The organism is Streptomyces sp. TRM49041 (assembly GCF_008271805.1).
Lineage (GTDB): Bacteria > Actinomycetota > Actinomycetes > Streptomycetales > Streptomycetaceae > Streptomyces.
In genome coordinates this window covers 101,237-118,927 of sequence record NZ_VSRY01000167.1, presented here as the reverse complement: position 1 = coordinate 118,927, position 17,691 = coordinate 101,237, and the positions used below count along the sequence as shown (strand labels likewise).

The window sequence follows — 17,691 nt, the reverse complement described above, 5'->3', positions numbered from 1 at the left end:
GCCTATGCCATGGGGCCAACGAGCAGCCATTGCCACGAGTCCTTTCCGAACACGGTCTGTTCTCCGCCGGTCGAACCGATCCGGACGGGCTTGACCGGGCCTGCGCCCGGGACGTTCTGGGCGCCGCGGACCGACGTCTCGCCGCCGCGCGGTGCAGTGCAGCGGGCGCCGGTGTTGGCCGGGCGGTCCGAGGTGTCCGCGGGGTCGCGCCGCTGGGTGCCGTAGCCCTGGCGGCAGGCCGGCGGGTCGTCGGAGTTCACGACCATGCCGAAGTGGGTCGTGCCGTCCCCGGGGATCACGGTGTAGCTGCCCGCGACGACCACCGGGAAGGTGACCAGCGTCTGCTCGACCCCGGGCAGCCGGGCGACGGTGATCTGACCGCCGCTGATCAGATTGCCGAGCAGCACCGGGAGGTGCGGCTCGTTGTTCTCGAAGAGGGTGTTCAGCTCCCGCGAGGCCGACGTGCCGTTCTTCAGCAGGGCGCGCAGGTCGCCGTCGCTCGCCTTCAACCGGGCGGTGAGGTCCGCCAGGTCGCGCGAGAAGGACTTGATCGCGGAGCCCTGGTCCGTCTGGGTCTTCAAGACGGTCTTCGAGTCCTCGATCAGCGCCACTGTCTGCGGCAGCGCGTCCGTCGCCGACGCGATCAGGGCGTTGCCCGAGTCCACCAGCCGGCTCAGGTGCGGGCCCGTACCGGCGAAGGCGGCGCCCAGCTCGTCCACCGTGACCGTCAGGTCGTCCCGGTCCACCGACTTCACCAGTCGGTCCATGCTGAGGATCAGCTCCGTCGTCGGCACCGGGGCCCGGGTGCTGCCGCGCGGGATGGTCTGGCCGTCACGCAGGTACGGACCGCTCCGGGTACGCGGCTGAAGGTCCACGTACTGCTCGCCGACCGCCGAGCGGTTGGCCACCACCGCGACCGTGTCGGCCGGGATGCGCGGGCCGTCCTCCAGCCGGAGCTCGACGGACACGCCCTTGGCGCCGGAGAGGCGCAGCTCCCCGACGCGGCCGACCGGCACGCCCCGGTATGTGACCTCCGCGCCCGAGTAGATGCCGCCGGAGTCGCCGAACTCGGCCCGGACCGTGTAGCCGCGGTCCAGGACCCGGTCGACGAGCCCGGTGTACTGGGCGGCGACGTACGACACGCCGACCGCCGTGACGGTGGCGAAGGCGACCAGCTGGGCCTTGACCGTGCGGGTGATCACAACCCCAGTCCCTTCAGCAGCAGTTCCGCCAGCGAGATGTCGATCCCCTGCCGGTTCCGGTCGGCGCCGCCCCCGGTCCGGCTGCCGGCCGTGCCTCCGGCCCAGCCCTCGTACGACGCCTGCGTGCCGTCGCACAGCGGCGGGCACAGCTTCGGCGACTCCGACGGCGCCGGTCCGCCGCCCGGCACCCCCGGCACCCCCGGCGGCTCCGAGGCGCCCGGGATCGGCGGGACGGACGGGGCCGACGGCGTGGACGGGAGACCCGGGACGGGCGGGACGGACGGGACCGGCGGGGTCGGCAGCTTCGGCGGCTTCGCGGGCGGGTCGCCCAGCAGGTTGCCGTAGATGCTGTCGAAGTCCAGATCCGCGGTGACCTTGAGGTTCACATAGTCGCCCTTGATGGCGTCCGTGACATTGCGCGGGAACGGGTAGGTGGTGAGCAGCTCCAGCGCGTTGGGGAGGTCGTCGCCCGCCTTGTTCAGCTGCTCCAGGATCGGCTGGAGGCTGCGCAGGTTGGCGATCACGTCGTCGCGCGAGGCGTTGATCACGCGGGTTCCGGTGCTGCCCAGCTCCGACAGCGAGGTGAGCATCGCCGTGAGCTTCTTCCGCTGGTCGGCCAGCACCTTCAGCGCCGCCGGCATGGTGTCGACGGCCTTGCCGATGGTGTCCTTCTCGCGGCTGAGCGTGGCGGACAGCTTGTCGACGCCCTCCAGCGCGCGCACGATGTCGGCACGCTGCCGGTCGAGGCCGCCGATGAACGTGTCGAGCTCGGAGAGCAGGGACTTGACCCGGTTCTCGCGGCCCGCCAGCGCCTTGTTCAGCTCGACCGTGATGGTCTTCAGCTGGGCCACGCCGCCGCCGTTGAGCAGCGCCGACAGCGCCGAGAGGACCTCCTCGATCTCCGGGTTGCGGCCGCTGCGGGCGAGCGGGATCACCGCCCCCTCGGTGAGCCGCCCGGCCGGCGCCACGTCCGTCGGCAGCTCAAGCGCCACGTACTTCTCACCGAGCATGCTGGTCTGCCGCAGACCGGCGACCGCGTTGGCGGGCAGCTTCACGTCGTCGGAGATCCGCAGCCGTACGCGCGCGTGCCAGCCGTCCAGCTCGACCTTCTCGACGGCGCCGACGGTCACGTTGTTCACCTTCACCGTCGACTGCGGTACGAGGTCGAGTACGTCCCTGAAGTGCACCGTCACGTGGTACGCGGCGCCGTCGGCGGCCGCGCCGCCGGGCAGCTCCACGTCGTACAGGCCGTTGAACTCACAGCCCGTCAGGAGGAGAGTGGCGACCGCCGTGCAGGCGGCCGTCCTCCGGTACGAGGTCCTTGCGCGGCTCATGTGCGGGCCTCCAGGATTCCGCCGAGCGTCCTGTCCGTCGACGCGGTCCCGGCGGCGGGCGCCGGCTGCTTCGGCAGGGCGTCGAACACGGTCTTCAGGTCCTCGCAGTCCGCCTTCTCGCCCGCAGTCCTGAGCAGGGAGCAGAGCAGGGCGGCCGGGTCCTGCGGGTGGTCGGGGTTGCTGCGTGTGTCGAGCGTGCCGGACTCCGGGTTGTAGGCGTTCTGCAGGTTGGAGAGCCCGGCGGGCGCCACGTCCATGAGTTCGGCGAGGGCCGCCCGCTGGGTGACGAGGACCCGCGTGACCTTGCTGAGGCCCTTGACGTCGGCCGTCAGCGCCTTCTCGTTGCCCCTGACGAACTGGGAGACGTCGGCGAGCGCGGACGCCAGGTGCGTGATGGCCGCGGCCAGGTCCTCGCGCTCCCCGGAGAGCTGCTCGGCGACCTTCGCGAGATTGCTGTTGAACGACCGGATCGCCGCGTCGTCCGCCGACAGGGCGGCCGTGAACACCTGGAGGTTCCGTACGGTCCCGAACAGGTCCTGCCGGCCGTCCGACAGGGTGGTGACCGCCTGGGACAGGTCCTCCACCGTCTGGTGGAGCTTCACGCCCTGGCCCTGGAGGTTGTCCGCGCTCACCGCGAGGAGCCGGGACAGCGAGCCGTCCTTGTTGGCGCCCTTCGGGCCGAGCGCGTCCGCCGTCGTACGGAGGCTGTCGAAGACCCGGTCCAGCTCGACCGGCACGGCCGTGCGGTGCTCGGGGATGACCGCGCCGCTCTTCATGGCCGCGCCGCCCCGGTACACGGGGAGCAGCTGGAGGTAACGGTCGCTGACGACAGAGGAGTTGATGATCGCGGCCCGGGCGTCCGCCGGGACCTTGCGGTGGCCCTCGTACTCCAGCTCGACCCGGACCCGGTCGCCCTCCGGGGTGATCGTCCTCACCTCGCCGATCCGCACGCCCAGGACCCGGACGTCGGACCCGGGGTAGATGCCGACCGTACGCGGGAAGTACGCCGTGACCCGGGTCTTCGGCGAGCTCGGCCACAGCGCGACGGCGGCCGCCGCGAGCAGCGCGAGCACCAGCGCGACGGCGGTCGCGCGCCCCGCGGGCATCGTCCTGAAGGGAATCCTCGGAGCGGGGACCCTCATCGTGCTCCTCCCGTCCGCGGTTCCACCGGCGTGGGCGCGACCATGTTCTGGATGTAGCTGTCGAACCAGCGGCCGTTGCCGAGGGTGTTGGTGAAGACCCGGGCGTACGGCGCCAGCAGCTGGACGCTGCGGTCGAGGCTCTGCTGGTTCCGCTCCAGCATCTTGACCACGGCGTTCAGCTTGGTGAGCGCCGGGCCGATCGCCTCGCGGTTGTCCTTGACGAGGCCGGACAGCTGGACGCTGAGCGCCACGGAACCGGTGAGCAGCGCGTGGATCGCCTTCCGCCGGGCGGTGATCTCCTGGAACAGCTTGTCGCCGTCCTTGACCAGCGTCCGGAACTCGCGCGTCCGGTCCGCCAGGACGCCGCTCACCCCGTTGGCGTGGGCGAGGAGTTCGCGCAGCGCCTGGTCGCGGGAGGCGACGGTGCGGGAGATCTTCGACAGGCCCTCGATGGACGCCTTCACCTCGGCGGGCGAGTCCTCGAACGTCGTGGAGAGGGTGTCCAGGGCGGTCGCGAGTCGCTCGGTGTCGACGGCCTCGGCGGTCGTCGTGAGATCGCTGAACGCCGTCACCACGTCGTACGCCGGGGTCGTCCGGCTCAGCGGTATCTCGCTGCCGGGCTTCAGCCGCCCGGAGCCCTTCGGTTCCAGCGCCAGGTACTTGGCGCCCAGGATCGTCTTGATCCGGACGGCTGCCCCGGTGCGCTCCCCGAGCTTCGGGTCGCCCTTCACCCGGAACGTCACCTTGACGTGGTCGCCGTCCAGGTCGACCTCGTCGACCTTGCCCACCTTGACTCCGGCGACGCGCACGTCGTCGCCGGGCCTGAGCCCGCCGGCCTCTGAGAACGCGGCGTGGTACCGGTCGCCGTTGCCGATCAGGGGCAGGTTCCCGGCGTTGAACGCCGTCACGACGAGCGCGAAGATCACGGCGAGGCCGACGGCGCCGATCACCACCGGGTCGCGGTCACGGAAGGGGGTCATCCGGCACACCTCGCCCGGGCCACATGCAGTTCGGGAGTGATGGTCTCGGCCGGCCTGCCGGCCGTCCTCGGCAGCACCACGCGGCCGTCGAAGTCGCACAGGTAGAAGTTGAACCAGGAGCCGTACGACGCCGTCCCGATGAGCTTGTCGAGCTTGTTCGGCAGCCGCCGCAGGACGCCCTCCACGGTCTTCTCGTTCTCCTTGAGCGTGCCGGCGAGCTCCGACAGCTCGGCGATGTCGTTCTTCAGCGGCGGCCTCGCGTCCTTCAGCAGCCCGGAGGTGGCGGCGGCCAGGTCGTTGATGCCGGTCAGGGACTCGCCGATGGGCTTGCGGTCGGCGGACAGGCCGGAGATCACCCGCTGGAGCTGCTTGAGCAGCTCGGAGAAGCGGGCGCTGCGCTTGTCGACGGTCGCCAGCACGTTGTTGAGGCGGGTGATGACCGAGCCGATCAGCTTGTCCCGGTCGGCGATCGTCGTGGTGAGCGAGGCGGTATGCGCGAGCAGCGAGTTCACCGTGCCGCCCTCGCCCTGCAGGGTCTTGATGATCTCGGTGGCGAGCTGGTTCACGTCCTGCGGGCTGAGCGCGGCGAACAGCGGCTTGAAGCCGTTCAGCAGCGCGTTGAGGTCGAGCGCCGGCTCGGTGCGGGAGAGCGGGATACGGCTGCCGGGCGCCATCCGGGTCCCGTCGCCCGCGCCCTCGGTCAGGGCGATGTAGCGCGTCCCGACGAGGCTGCGGTAGCGGATGACGGCGCGGGTGCTGGTGAGCAGCGGCCGGTCGCGGGAGACGCTGAACGTGACCTCGGCCGTCGCCCGGTCGTCCTCGGCGCCCTTGCCGTCGTCGCCGTCGTCGCCGTCGTCGCCGTCCTTGCCGTTCTTGCCGTCGTTGTCGTCCTTGGCGCGCCTGTCGGCGACCCGGATCTCCTCGACCTCACCGACCCGTACGCCCGCGACCCGGATGTCGTCGCCCTCCTGCAGGCTCGTCACATCGCTGAAGACGGCCGTGTACCTGTCCTCGGGGGTGAAGGACACATTGACGATGGTCGCGGCAAGGACCGCCGTGGCGGCGACGGTGACCAGCGTGAACAGACCGAGTTTGACCAGGGGCCCGGCCGTGGCCCGGGCGTCGGTGTTACGGCTCATGCGACGCTCACCGCCGTTCCGCGGGCCATGGGGCCGAACAGGAGGGTCGCGACCGCCGGGACGCGGTCCACCGGCACGCCCATCGCGGGCGCGACGAGCGCGGACACCGCCCGCTGCTCGGCCGGGGTCGCGGACACGGGGCGGTAGCCACCCGCGCCGCCCTTGCCGGCGTCCGGGTCCTTCGTACCGTCGCGGAGCCTGGTGTGGGGGGCCGGGACGTTCGGGTGGGGCAGACCTCTGCAGTTCGGTCCTGAGCGGTCGGCATAGCGCGGTTCCTCGCCGGGTCGGTAGGGGGGACGGGGATGGACGAGCTCGAGGGTGATGCGCATCTTCCCGCCGCGGAACGCCTCCTCGGACGCCGCTTCCTGCCGTACGAGCCCCTCCAGGAGGCAGGGGTACTCCGGCGAGTAGCGGGCGAACAGGGCGAGGGTCGGGCGGGAGACGCGGCCCAGGGTGATCAGCCGGTCGGCGTTCTCGTCGAGGACGCCCTCCGCGGTGTCGGAGGCGGTCGCCGTCCAGGTCAGGACGGACGCGAGCTGCTCCTTGCGCTCGACGAGGGTGCGGCTGGTGGTGAGGGTGTTGTCGAGGATGCGCAGCAGGTCGGGGGCGGCCTCGCTGTACACCTCGGCGACGTCGGCGAACCGCTTGATGTCCTCCCTGATGGACGGCATGTGCGGGTTGATCCGGCGCAGATAGCCGTCCAGGCGGACCAGGTTGTCGCCGATCCGGTCGCCGCGCCCGTCGAGGGCGGTGGCGAAGGCCGAGAGGGTCGCGTTGAGCTTGGCGGGCTGCACGGTGCGCAGCAGCGGCAGCAGGTCGTTCATCAGCTGCTGGAGCTCGATGCCGACGGCGGTGCGGTCCTGGGTGATGACGTCACCGGCGCGGATCGGCCGCCCGGCCGACGAGCCGTTCCCGGGGGCGACGAGGTCGACGTACTTCTCGCCGAAGAGGGTCTTGGGCAGCAGCCGCGCGTGCACGTCGGCGGGGATGTCCGGTACGTGCTCGGGCTTGAGCGCGAGGCTGAGCGTGGCCTTCTCGCCGTCGGCCCGCACCTCGCGGACCTCGCCGACGAGCAGGCCGCGCAGTTTGACGTCCGCGCGCGGCTGCAGCTGGTTGCCGAGCCTGTCGGCCTGCAGGGTGACCCGGACGACCGGGGTGAACACCTGCTGGTAGACGGCGACGGTGAGGGACAGCAGCAGGGCCAGTACGAGGAGGAAGAGAATCCCGTACAGCCGCAGCCGGGTCTTGGTGGCGGTGGGCATCGGCGCTCTACCCCGCTATTCGTACGGTCGTGTGGGCGCCCCAGATGGCGAGGCTCAGGAAGAAGTCGAGGATGTTGACGGCCACGATGGACGTCCGCACGCCGCGTCCGACGGCCACGCCGACGCCGGCCGGGCCGCCGCTCGCGTAGTAGCCGTAGTAGCAGTGGACCAGGATGATCACGACGGCGAAGACGATCACCTTGCCGAAGGACCACAGCACGTCGACGGGTGGCAGGTACTGCTGGAAGTAGTGGTCGTACGTGCCCGTGGACTGACCGTAGTAGCCGGTGGTGATGGTCCGGGCGGCGAAGTACGAGGAGAGCAGCCCCACCACGTACAGCGGGATCACCGCGACGAATCCGGCGATCATGCGGGTGGTGACGAGGAAGGGCAGCGACGGGACGCCCATGACTTCGAGGGCGTCCGTCTCCTCGCTGATCCGCATCGCCCCGAGCTGTGCGGTGAACCCGGCACCCACGGTCGCGGAGAGCGCCAGCCCGGCGACGAGCGGGGCGATCTCGCGGGTGTTGAAGTACGCGGACAGGAACGCCACGAAGTTGGACGTGCCGAGCTGGTTGAGCCCGGCGTACCCCTGGAGGCCGACTTCGGTGCCGGTGAAGAAGGAGAGGAACGCGATGACGCCGACGGTGCCGCCGACGACGGCGAGCGCGCCGCGTCCGAAGCTGACCTCGGCGAGGAGCCGCAGCACCTCCTTCTTGTAGCGGCGCAGCGTGCGGCCGGTCCAGGCGAGCGAGCGCCCGTAGAAGACGAGCTGGACGCCCAGCTCCTCCAGGGCGCGACCGGTGCGGGCGAGCGGGTTGTTGAGAGCCACGTCAACCCTTCTGCGGAACGAGCTGGAAGTAGACGGCGGTCATCACGAAGTTCGTGACGAACAGCAACATGAAGGTGATGACGACGGACTGGTTCACCGCGTCGCCCACGCCCTTGGGCCCGCCCTTGGCGGTCAGCCCCTTGTACGAGGCGACGATCGCCGCGATCGCCCCGAAGACCAGCGCCTTCAGCTCGGCCGCCCACAGGTCGGAGAGCTGGGCGAGATGCGTGAAGGACGCCAGGTAGGCGCCTGGGGTGCCGTTCTGGAGGACGACGTTGAACACATAGCCGCCGGCGACGCCGACGACGGAGACGAGGCCGTTGAGGAGGACCGCCACGAGCATGGTCGCCAGCACGCGTGGCACGACGAGCCGGTGGATCGGGTCGATGCCCAGGACCTGGAGGGCGTCGATCTCCTCTCGGATCTTGCGCGCCCCGAGGTCCGCGCAGATCGCGGTGCCGCCGGCTCCCGCGATGAGCAGCGCCGTCACGATGGGCGACGCCTCGCGGAGCACGGCGAGCACGGAGGCGGCGCCCGCGAACGACTCGGCGCCGAGCTGCCGGGTGAGCCCGCCGATCTGGAGCGCGATGACCGCGCCGAAGGGGATGGAGACCAGGGCGGTCGGGAGGATCGTCACGCCTGCGATGAACCATGCCTGCTGGATGAACTCCCTCACCTGGAAAGGCCGCCGGGGGAGCGTACGGACCACGTCCAGCGCCATCGCGAAGAGCGCGCCGGACTGGCGCAGACCGCCGGTCGGGGAGATGCTCACGCGTTCTTCACCTCCTGGCGGCCGGGCGCGGCGGCGGACCCGCCACCCGCGGATCCGGGGCCGCTGTGCGGCGCTGTCTCGCGTGCGGCGATCGCCTCCCACCGCGCCGACCGGGGGACCGCGGGGCTCGGGAGGAGACGCGGCGTCATCCCCTCGCCCGACGCGCCCTTGCCGCCCCGCGGCCCGCGGTGGTCGCCCGCGTCCAGCTGCGCCAGCTCCTGCTCGACCTGCGCGGCGTCCTTCTCCTCCGCCATGCCGATCGGCCCCTGCATCCGGCCGTTCAGGAACTGCCGCACCACCGGCTCGTCGCTGGTCAGCAACTCCTCGCGGGGCCCGAACATCACCAGCTCCCGCCGGAACAGCAGCCCGATGTTGTCCGGGACCTGCCGGGCGGAGGCGATGTCGTGTGTGACGATCAGGAACGTCGCGTCGATCTGCGCGTTCAGGTCCACGATCAGCTGGTTCAGATACGCCACGCGGACCGGATCGAGCCCCGAGTCGGGCTCGTCGAACAGGATGATCTCCGGGTCGAGGACCAGCGCCCGCGCCAGTCCGGCGCGTTTGCGCATGCCGCCCGAGATCTCGCCGGGCAGCTTCTCCTCGGCACCGATCAGGCCGACCATGTCCATCTTCTCGAGGACGATCCGCCGTATCTCGCTCTCCGGCCTGCGCGTGTGCTCGCGCAGCGGGAAGGCGATGTTGTCGTACAGGTTCATCGACCCGAACAGCGCGCCGTCCTGGAACAGCACGCCGAACAGTTTCCGTACCTCGTACAGCTCGTGCTCACGGAGCCGGGTGACGTCCTGCCCGGCGATCCTGATCGCGCCCCGGTCGGGCTTGAGCAGCCCGACGAGGGTCTTCAGGAACACCGACTTTCCCGTGCCCGAGGGGCCGAGCAGGACGGACACCTCCCCGGCGGGCAGGGTCAGTGACACGTCCTGCCAGATGACCTGGTGGCCGAAGGATTTCGTCAACCCTTCCACGCAGATCTCGACACCCATCCGGTTCACCCTTCAGCGGGGAGCAGCTCGACATCTGCTCTACGGGGAGGGGAGGGGCGTCCGTCGCCGGAAATACCAAGATTTTTTTACGACGCCGGAACGGGCGCGGGCGAGGGGACCAGCGGGTCCTGGAACACCCGCGGCGCGGGCCCGTCGGGCAGGGGCTCCGGGAGCTCCGCCGCCGGGAGCTCCGGCTGCGGCAGTGGCACGTCATCGGGCAGGGGCGCCCCCGGGAGCGAAGCCCCCGGCAGAGACGCCTCCGGCAGCGGTACGCGGGGCAGCGGCATCTCCGGCACCGCAGTCCGCGTCAGTTCCCCGGGCAGCGCCACCTCCGGCAGCACCTCCGGAAGCGGCGGGATCAGGGACGGGAGGGCCTGCGGCGACACGGCCGGGGCCGGAACCGGAGGAGCGCCCCCGTCGGCGTACCGGGCAGGCCCGACGGACGGCGGCGTCGGCACCTCGTACCCGACGGTGTCCGCGGCACCGTCGCCGGCCGAGGCGGCGGGCCGCGGCGGCCGGGCCCGGTCCGGGTCGTGCGGGGCGTGCGGGTCGTACGAGAAGGGGAGGGCGAGCCCGACGACGGCCAGCGCCGCAGCCGACGCCATGGCGGCGGCCTGGACATTCCCGCCGGCCTGCGACGACGCGCGTCCGCCGCGCCCGACCAGCCAGAGAGCGAGCCCCAATGTGCCGGCGAGCGAGTTGCGGAGCGTACGCCGGGCCCGGGCCAGCAGGGACTCGACCGCCTCGTAGCTGAGCCCCATCTCCCGGGCGACCTGCTCGACATCCCGGTCCTGGGCCTTCAGCCGGAGGGCCTCCGCCTGCCGCGCGGGCAGCTCCCGGCTCCGGTACGCGATCCAGGTCGCCTCGGCCCGGTCGCAGACGACCTCGTCGACCGGCACAGGGCCCGGCGCGGTGAGCTTGGGCAGCGTACGGACCTCGGCCTCGCGGTGGACCTGACGGTGCCGGTCGACGCAGATCCGCATGGTGACGGTGGTCAGCCAGGCGCCCAGCCGCGCGTCGTCGAGGTGCGGGTTCTCGGCGGCGCGCAGCATCGCCTCGTGCACGGCGTCCTCGGCGTCCTCGGCGCTCATGGAACGACGGCGCGCCACTTTGAGCAGGTGCTCCCGGTGGCTCCACATGTGGTGCCACCGCGTGTGGGCAGCCTGGTCACCCGGTCCGTCCGCGGACGGGGAAGGCGTCTCAGTCGTCGTCATGAGGGCCCCTTCGCGCTCACCACCGACAGCAGGGCAGGCCGCGACGTTACCCCTGAGTACGGTCGGTTGTGGAGAGGAGGGGCGCAGGTGAGTCCTAACCGTTGCCGGTGAGTCCTCCCGTCCCCGTGAGCAGACCGCCGTCCTGCGGCGGCACGACGGGCCCGGGCGCTGTGACCAGCGGGGAAACCACCGGCCCGGGGGCCGGCGTGGTCGCGGTAGGGGCGCTCGTACGGGTGGGCCGGGGCTCCGGCGCCGCGCCCGACGGCGACGGCGACGGCGACGGTGAGGCCGAACCGGACGGCGAGGACGAGGGCGGACGACCGGACGGCGACGGCGCGGGTGACGGCGAGGCCGCCCGGCCCTCCACCGACCCGCCGGCCGCGTCCACCGCCCGGGTGTCCACGGTCCAGCGCCCGTCGAGGAAGTAGCCGTACCAGGACCTGACGAGCCGCAGATAGGCCACCGACCGGTTGTACGCGAGGACCGCCCGGTCGAGGTCGCCGGGTACGGCCAGGTCGCGGCCGCCCGCGCACAGATACCGCCCGGCGGCCAGCGCCGCGTCGTGGACGTTGTGCGGATCGGCGACGCCGTCGCCGTTGCCGTCGGCGCCCCACGCCGCCCACGTGGACGGGATGAACTGCATCGGCCCGACCGCCCGGTCGTACACGGCGTCCCCGTCGTAGGCGCCGCGGTCGGTGTCCCGGATCAGCGCGAAGCCCCGCCCGTCCAGGCGCGGCCCCACGATCGGCGCGAACGTCGTACCCCGCGCGTCCACCCGCCCGCCGCGCGCCTGCGCCGATTCGACCTGGCCGATCGCGGCGAGCAGCTGCCAGCGCAGCCGGCACCCGGGGGCGCTCTCCCGCTGCCGGTCCTCGGCATTCCGGTACGCGGCCAGCACGGCGGCCGGGATCGTCCCGCCGCCCACGCCCACGGCCCCGTCGCCGCCGCGCCCGGCCCGCGCGTCCCGCACGGGCGGGGTACCACCGACCACCAGCGGGGGCAGCGCCGTGTGGTAGTACGCGTCGCCCGGCGTCCCGGCCGGCGACGCCGGTGCGGCCGCCTCCCGCCCGGCGGGCGTCACCGGGTCCGCCACCACCGGCGCCTGGGACGCGGTCAGTGCCGCCATGGCCGCCGCCGCGGCCGCCGTCCCGGTCATGCCCCTGCGCATCCGCCCCCTGAACCGCCCCACCACGGCCCCTCCCCATCCGATCACGCACCAGTCCGTCACCGGCTCTACGCGGGGGACCCGCCCGTCCGTCACACGGATCCGGTCTCGTTTCGGTCTCGACGGCCCGTCAGGCGAGAACCAGGTCGTCCGGCGCCGAACGGGCCAGCGCCGCGAGGGTGGTGAGGGCGTGGGAGAGGGTGTCGAGCGGGGGCGACGCCAGGCCGAGGCGGACGGCGCTGGGGGCACGGTGCGGGTCGGCGGTGAACGCGGACGCCGGGGTCACCGCGATGCCGTGCCGGGACGCGGCGGCGACGAACAGGTCGGCGCGCCAGGCGGGCGGCAGGTCCCACCAGCAGAAGCACGAGCGCGGGTCGGTGCGCAGGGTGAAGCCGGAGAGGCGGTCGCGGGCGAGGGCCTGGCGGCGCTCCGCCTCCTGCCGCTTGGCGTGGACGAGTGCCTGGACCGTGCCGTCCGCGTGCCAGCGGGTCGCGGCCTCCAGCGCGAACCGGGACGGCGCCCAGCCACCCGACCGGATGGCCGCCTCCACGCGCGCCGCGAGCGCCTCGGGCACCACCGCGAACCCGGCGGTCAGGCCGGGCGCGAGCCGCTTGGACAGACTGTCCACGACGACCGTCCGCTCGGGCGCCGACGCGGCGAGCGGCGCCGTGTCGTCGTACAGGAACGCCCAGACGGTGTCCTCGATCGCCGGGACGTCCAGTCGGCGCAGTGTCGCGGCGAGTTCGGCGCGGCGTGCGGGCGGCATGGTGAGGGAGAGCGGGTTGTGCAGGGTCGGCTGTACGTAGACGGCGTGCAGCGGGGCGCGGCGGTGGGTGTCCGCCAGGGACTCCGGGCGTACGCCGTGCTCGTCCATGGCCAGCGGGACGACCGTGACGCCCAGGCGGCCCGCGATCGACTTCAGCACCGGGTACGTGAACTCCTCCGCCCCCAGGCGGCCGCCCGGCGGGACCAGCGCGGCGACGGCGGCCGAGATCGCCTGCCGACCGTTGCCCGTGCACAGCACCTGGTCCGGGCGGGGCCGCCAGTCCGCGCGGGCCAGCAGCGCGGCGGCGGCAGCGCGGGCCTCCGGCGTGCCGGCCGCGCCCACCGGGCGCAGCGCCGCGTCGAGGACGTCGGTGCGGAGCAGGCCGCCCATGCCCTGGGCGAGGAGCCGGGCCTGCTCGGGTACCACCGGGTAGTTGAGCTCCAGGTTGATCCGCTGGTCCGGCGGGTCGCTCAGCGCGGGCGCCCCGCCCCGCCCTTCGGTGGCCCGTACGAACGTGCCGCGTCCCACCTCGCCGACCGTCAGGCCGCGCCGGGCCAGCTCCCGGTAGACACGGGCCGCCGTGGAACCGGCGATGCCGTACTGGCGGGCGAACCGCCGCTGCGGCGGCAGCCGGTCGCCGGGTCTCAGCCGCCCCGCCGCGATCTCCGCCGCCACGGCGTTCGCCACCTGTTGATAGTCGCTCAACAGCCTTGCCCCCAGACCCGTTTGATTGCACCGAGTGCAATGTTTCTATTGCTCCGAGTCAAGCGATGTCAATATGCTCCGACTCCAGGGTCTTCAGTGACTGGGGGAGAGGGAACGGCATGGTGGAGGGCAGTGCCCTGCTGGGGGTTCTCGTCATCGCGCTCGGCATGGTGCTCACACCGGGGCCCAACATGATCTATCTCGTCTCGCGCTCACTCACCCAGGGCCGCCGCGCCGGGGTCATCTCGCTCGGCGGCGTCGCCGTCGGCTTCCTGGTGTACCTCGTCGCCACCAACCTCGGCCTCTCGGTGCTGTTCGTCGCCGTGCCGCAGCTCTACCTGGCGGTGAAGCTCGCGGGCGCGGCGTATCTCGCGTGGCTCGCCTGGAGCGCGCTCCGGCCGGGCGGGGTGTCCGTCTTCACGCCGCAGGACGTCCCGTACGACTCGCCGCGCAGGCTGTTCACGATGGGGCTGATGACAAGCCTGCTCAACCCCAAGATCGCCATCATGTACCTGTCCCTCATCCCCCAGTTCGTGGACATCGACGACGGCCACGTCCTCGCCCAGGGGCTGCTGCTCGGCTCCGTCCAGGTGGTCGTCAGCGTCGGTGTGAACCTGGCCATCGTCCTCGCCGCCGGGGCCGTCGCGGTGTTCCTCGCCCGCCGTCCGGCCTGGCTGCGCGCCCAGCGCTACGCGATGGGCGCCGTGCTGGGCGCGCTCGCCGTCAGCCTCGCCGCCGACACGTCCGCGCCCAGGGCCGCGCACTGAGCGCCCCCACCCCGACGCGGGCGCGCGGCGTCGGGGTGGGGGCGGAGGTGGGTGGAGGTGGGGGTGGAGGTGGGGCGTCAGCTGGTCCAGAAGTCCCACCAGCGGGTCAGGATCAGCATCCCGACGATCCCGATGTGCACGACGGGCAGCACCCAGGTGAACTCGGCCAGGAAACGGCGCACGCCCGCCGGGGCGGGCTGGACGCCCTGACGGATGTTGTGCGAGGTCACGTACCAGAACATGACGATCGTCGCGACCCACGCGAGGCAGCACCACAGGCACAGGGCGTTGATCTCGTACAGGGACTGCTGCATCAGCCAGGTGCAGAACCCGACCCCGAACAGCGTCCCGGCGTTGAGGCCCAGCCAGTACCAGCGGCGGTGGCGCGCCCCTGCCAGCAGGCCGGCGCCGATCGCGATCACCATGCCGTAGGCGACCAGGCCGAGCATCGGGTTGGGGAAGCCGAAGACCGACGCCTGATCGCTCTCCATGACGCTGCCGCACGACACGACCGGGTTGAGACTGCACCCGGGCGTGAAGTCCGGGTCCTCCAGGAGCTTGAACTTGTCCAGGGTGATGACCCACGCCGCGAGCAGCCCCGCCGCGCCGGTCAGCACCAGCATCCAGGCGAACGCCCGGCCCGCCCCCGTACCGCCACCGGTGTCCGGTGCGTCGTCGGCGGGGGCGGAGGTGCCGGGTGCCGGGCCCGTGGATGTGTATGTGTCGTGTGTCGTCGTCATGGTTCTCACCGATTCTCCCGGTGTGTCAGGTACGCACCCGCAGCACGGGCGCCAGGCAGTGGGCGCTGCCCTCCAGGAGCCCCTCACCGGTGACGAAGGCGCGCAGTTTCTCCGCCGGCACCTCCTTGCCGGGCACGGCCTCGGGCCAGGGGCGGACCGCGAAGATCAGATAGACCTGGCCCTTCATGTGGGCCGCCTTCTCCCACTCCGGCGGCACCGGGCACTGCACCTTCATGAACGGCAGCGTCAGAACGGCCTGTTGAGCCTCCACCAGCAGAGTCACCGGGACGCCGCTGTCCTTGCCCAGGTCGGTGAGGCGTTCGCCGATCGACATGCCAAGCCGCTCCAGCTGTGCCCGCATCGCCTCCTCACCGGCCTCCGGGCCGTCGCGGCCGTCGCCGAGCGAGTACACCATCAGCAGCGGGTCACCGGGGTCGTCGGCGGTGGGCTCGCTGCACCAGGGAATGACGGTCAGCGTTCCCAGAAGGGAACGCTGCTGGTCCGGGGATACGGCGGGGGAAGAGGTCATGCCGCCGGATACTAGTGGCGCGAATGAGGACGGTTCGGTGTGTTTTCACCTGTTCGGCCGAAACTCGTTCGGCTCGATTCACCTTGACGGGTACGGGATTCGGCTTCGCGTTCCGGAACGGTTTCCGGCTTAAGGTCGCTCTGAACCCCGGGAGGGAGTCCACCGCCCGCCACTCCGCAGGGGGCGAAGCGGCGACTCGGGCCACCCGGGGAAGCCGGGCACGGGAATGGCCCGCGGAGCCCGGGGCGACGACGCTGGGTGCGTCGGTGCCCGGCGGGTTCCGCAGGCCGGTGACCATGCGACAAGCCGTCGGGTGTAACGAGCGGTTGTCATACGGGTGGCGGGGCGAATGCTTCCTTCACCCCCACGCGGCGCGGGTGGTTCAGGAGTCCGGGGAGGCCGGCCTGTGACCTCACGTTCATTTCTACGTGCACCTTCCCGGACCTGGACTGGTGAGCACGTTGCTGTCTGAATGAACGAGCACCGCCGAGAAAGGCTCGGAATTCGCCTGGTCGCAGCGCGCGACGAAGGGGACGGGCGGGAACGTCTCCATTCCCCCCGGCCCCCTCCCGGCCGTCCGTTCCTTGTGTTACCTGCCGACCGGGAGTCCACCCAGCAGCGGCGCGGTCCTCTCCGTGGCGTCCAGCCCGCCGGTGGTGTCCGAGACCTTGCCGACCAGGTTGTTGTCGGTCACCTTGCTCACGGCTTCCGCGGGGACCGCCTCGGCCAGGCCGCGCTTGCCCAGCGTGTCCACCGCCCCGTTGAGGCTGGCGGGGGTAAGAGTGTCAGCGGCAAAGGCCGGTGCGGCCGCGCCCATCGCCATGACGGAGCCGGCGACGACCGCAGCAACCTTCGTGGGCTTCATCGGGAGTGAATCCTTCCTGGAAGGGCGTCGTGCGTAACAACTCGCGCCGTGGACCGCTTATTTGTCCGGTCCCTGGGCGGCGCTCTCTGCTTCTGTAACGAGTCCCCCGCGCGGCGGAAACTCCATGTCGTGGGAATTCTCGACACTGCACCCGAATGATGTGTGGCGGTCATATTCTCGTACCAGTGTGAAAGAAGCATTCGTGGTCTTCCTTCCGGTGATACGTCGGACTGGTGACACCACCGTGCGCCGCCAAGGGGTGGCCGCACACGGAACGGCGCCGCCCCCGGTGTCCCGGGGGGCGGCGCCGTTCGCGTGGATCGTCTTCCGGCGTCAGTCGTTGATGCAGGCGTTGCCGAAAGCCGGGTTCAGGGCCCCGATGACATCGGCAGTGTTGCCGCACAGGCCGACCGGGATGTGGATCGGGGCCTGGGCGGCGTTGCCGGAGATGACGCCGGGCGAGCTCATGGTCGCGCCGTGCGCGTCGACGTCGGCGTTCGCGACGCCGGCGGCACCGGCCATGGACACGGCTGCGGCGGAGGTCAGGACGACAGCCTTCGCGATACGGGACATGGTGGAGCACTCCTCGGTTCGGAACGAGCGTTGCGGCCGACGCGGCCGACTCCATCAACAACGCGTGAGGCTTTCGCCGGTTGCTCTACTGAACGGGTGAACGCACCTCACCGACCGGTTCGCCGAGCACCTCACCCGTGACGGAGCTCCGGCTGGGCGCCGAGCCACTGCTTCATCCACGGGCTCACGCCCATGGGCCCGCACGGGCTTCGTATTCCTGTCGCACTGCAGACTCCGTGCGGGCAGTAATCGCTGAACGAGTGGTGCAGCGGCTTGTCCTCACCGATGCATTGGAGCACCCGCCGCATGCACTCGGGATTGTCGCCGTTTCGGAACAGCCCCCGCTCGGGACAGGAGATAGGCTTCCCGAGGGCCGCGGCGAATTCCACATGATGCCGCAGTCCGTACGGTTCGTTCGCCTGCTCGTCGAATGTCCGGCCCGGCGGCTGGTCGTAGGAATCCATCCCCACGATGTCCACGACGTCGCCCGGACAACCCTTGGTCCAGGGAATGGCGTCCCGGCCGCGATTGGGCGCGAAGTCGAACCGGAACTCCTGGCCGGGCACCTCACGCATGGCGGTGACGATGCGGTTCCAGTACCTCCTCCACGCGTCCGGGTCCGGCCCGCAGCGGAGCCACGTGGTCCCCCGGGCCGGCCGACACCACGGAACCGGAAATCAGCAGACCGCCGGTGAACACCCCG

Annotated in this window: 17 protein-coding genes and 1 pseudogene; 1 reads left to right on the top strand and 17 read right to left on the bottom strand. The window is 71.6% G+C overall.

The genetic code is table 11. The features are described from left to right. Positions 1–2: 2 nt before the first annotated feature. From FVS66_RS30510 to FVS66_RS30455, 12 genes are all read right to left on the bottom strand, one after another. On the bottom strand, positions 3–1,202 hold the full coding sequence (locus tag FVS66_RS30510; protein ID WP_149184479.1) for an MlaD family protein: 1,200 nt from the start codon (positions 1,200–1,202) through the stop codon (positions 3–5). Beyond that, positions 1,199–2,536 (bottom strand): MCE family protein, encoded by a 1,338-nt coding sequence (locus FVS66_RS30505; protein WP_149184478.1) that lies wholly within the window; start codon positions 2,534–2,536, stop codon positions 1,199–1,201. Before FVS66_RS30505 ends, FVS66_RS30510 begins: the two co-directional genes overlap by 4 nt. Then, complete coding sequence (locus FVS66_RS30500) at positions 2,533–3,642, bottom strand: MCE family protein (RefSeq protein ID WP_262387294.1); 1,110 nt, start codon at positions 3,640–3,642, stop codon at positions 2,533–2,535. The genes FVS66_RS30505 and FVS66_RS30500 overlap by 4 nt, the downstream gene beginning before the upstream one ends. 32 nt (positions 3,643–3,674) lie before the next feature. Beyond that, a complete protein-coding gene (locus FVS66_RS30495; protein WP_149184476.1) occupies positions 3,675–4,658 on the bottom strand; it encodes an MCE family protein in 984 nt (327 codons plus the stop codon). Then, entirely contained in the window at positions 4,655–5,797 is a 1,143-nt protein-coding gene (locus FVS66_RS30490) for an MlaD family protein (protein ID WP_149184475.1), read from the bottom strand. Before FVS66_RS30490 ends, FVS66_RS30495 begins: the two co-directional genes overlap by 4 nt. Then, complete coding sequence (locus FVS66_RS30485; RefSeq protein WP_149184474.1) at positions 5,794–7,059, bottom strand: MCE family protein; 1,266 nt, start codon at positions 7,057–7,059, stop codon at positions 5,794–5,796. The genes FVS66_RS30490 and FVS66_RS30485 overlap by 4 nt, the downstream gene beginning before the upstream one ends. A 7-nt stretch (positions 7,060–7,066) precedes the next feature. Next, the gene (locus FVS66_RS30480) at positions 7,067–7,891 is read right to left on the bottom strand and encodes an ABC transporter permease (protein ID WP_149184473.1); all 825 of its coding nucleotides are present in this window, start codon (positions 7,889–7,891) and stop codon (positions 7,067–7,069) included. Position 7,892: 1 nt separating this feature from the next. Further along, positions 7,893–8,663 (bottom strand): ABC transporter permease, encoded by a 771-nt coding sequence (locus tag FVS66_RS30475; RefSeq protein ID WP_149184472.1) that lies wholly within the window; start codon positions 8,661–8,663, stop codon positions 7,893–7,895. After that, positions 8,660–9,664 (bottom strand): ABC transporter ATP-binding protein, encoded by a 1,005-nt coding sequence (locus FVS66_RS30470; protein ID WP_222946995.1) that lies wholly within the window; start codon positions 9,662–9,664, stop codon positions 8,660–8,662. Before FVS66_RS30470 ends, FVS66_RS30475 begins: the two co-directional genes overlap by 4 nt. A gap of 86 nt (positions 9,665–9,750) precedes the next feature. Next, complete coding sequence (locus tag FVS66_RS30465) at positions 9,751–10,878, bottom strand: sigma-70 family RNA polymerase sigma factor (RefSeq protein WP_149184471.1); 1,128 nt, start codon at positions 10,876–10,878, stop codon at positions 9,751–9,753. 94 nt (positions 10,879–10,972) lie between these two features. Then, a complete protein-coding gene (locus FVS66_RS30460) occupies positions 10,973–12,034 on the bottom strand; it encodes a lytic transglycosylase domain-containing protein (protein WP_262387293.1) in 1,062 nt (353 codons plus the stop codon). Between the two features lie 139 nt (positions 12,035–12,173). Then, positions 12,174–13,514, bottom strand: a complete 1,341-nt coding sequence (locus tag FVS66_RS30455; protein ID WP_149184470.1) for a PLP-dependent aminotransferase family protein — start codon at positions 13,512–13,514, stop codon at positions 12,174–12,176. A 119-nt stretch (positions 13,515–13,633) separates the two neighbouring features. Here FVS66_RS30455 and FVS66_RS30450 point away from each other — a divergent pair, with 119 nt between their 5' ends. Next, complete coding sequence (locus FVS66_RS30450; RefSeq protein ID WP_149184469.1) at positions 13,634–14,281, top strand: LysE family translocator; 648 nt, start codon at positions 13,634–13,636, stop codon at positions 14,279–14,281. A gap of 77 nt (positions 14,282–14,358) precedes the next feature. Here FVS66_RS30450 and FVS66_RS30445 read toward each other — a convergent pair whose 3' ends face one another. The 5 genes and pseudogenes from FVS66_RS30445 to FVS66_RS30425 form a co-directional block, all read right to left on the bottom strand. After that, on the bottom strand, positions 14,359–15,021 hold the full coding sequence (locus FVS66_RS30445) for a vitamin K epoxide reductase family protein (RefSeq protein ID WP_149184468.1): 663 nt from the start codon (positions 15,019–15,021) through the stop codon (positions 14,359–14,361). 25 nt (positions 15,022–15,046) lie between these two features. Beyond that, positions 15,047–15,550, bottom strand: coding sequence for a DUF5949 family protein (locus tag FVS66_RS30440; RefSeq protein WP_149184467.1), 504 nt, complete (start codon positions 15,548–15,550; stop codon positions 15,047–15,049). Positions 15,551–16,139: 589 nt separating this feature from the next. Further along, on the bottom strand, positions 16,140–16,415 hold the full coding sequence (locus FVS66_RS30435; RefSeq protein ID WP_149184466.1) for a hypothetical protein: 276 nt from the start codon (positions 16,413–16,415) through the stop codon (positions 16,140–16,142). Between the two features lie 333 nt (positions 16,416–16,748). Further along, positions 16,749–16,988, bottom strand: coding sequence for a chaplin (locus tag FVS66_RS30430; protein WP_149184465.1), 240 nt, complete (start codon positions 16,986–16,988; stop codon positions 16,749–16,751). A gap of 230 nt (positions 16,989–17,218) precedes the next feature. Then, positions 17,219–17,635: pseudogene (locus FVS66_RS30425) on the bottom strand (glycosyl hydrolase family 26); the annotation flags it as partial. Positions 17,636–17,691: the final 56 nt, after the last annotated feature.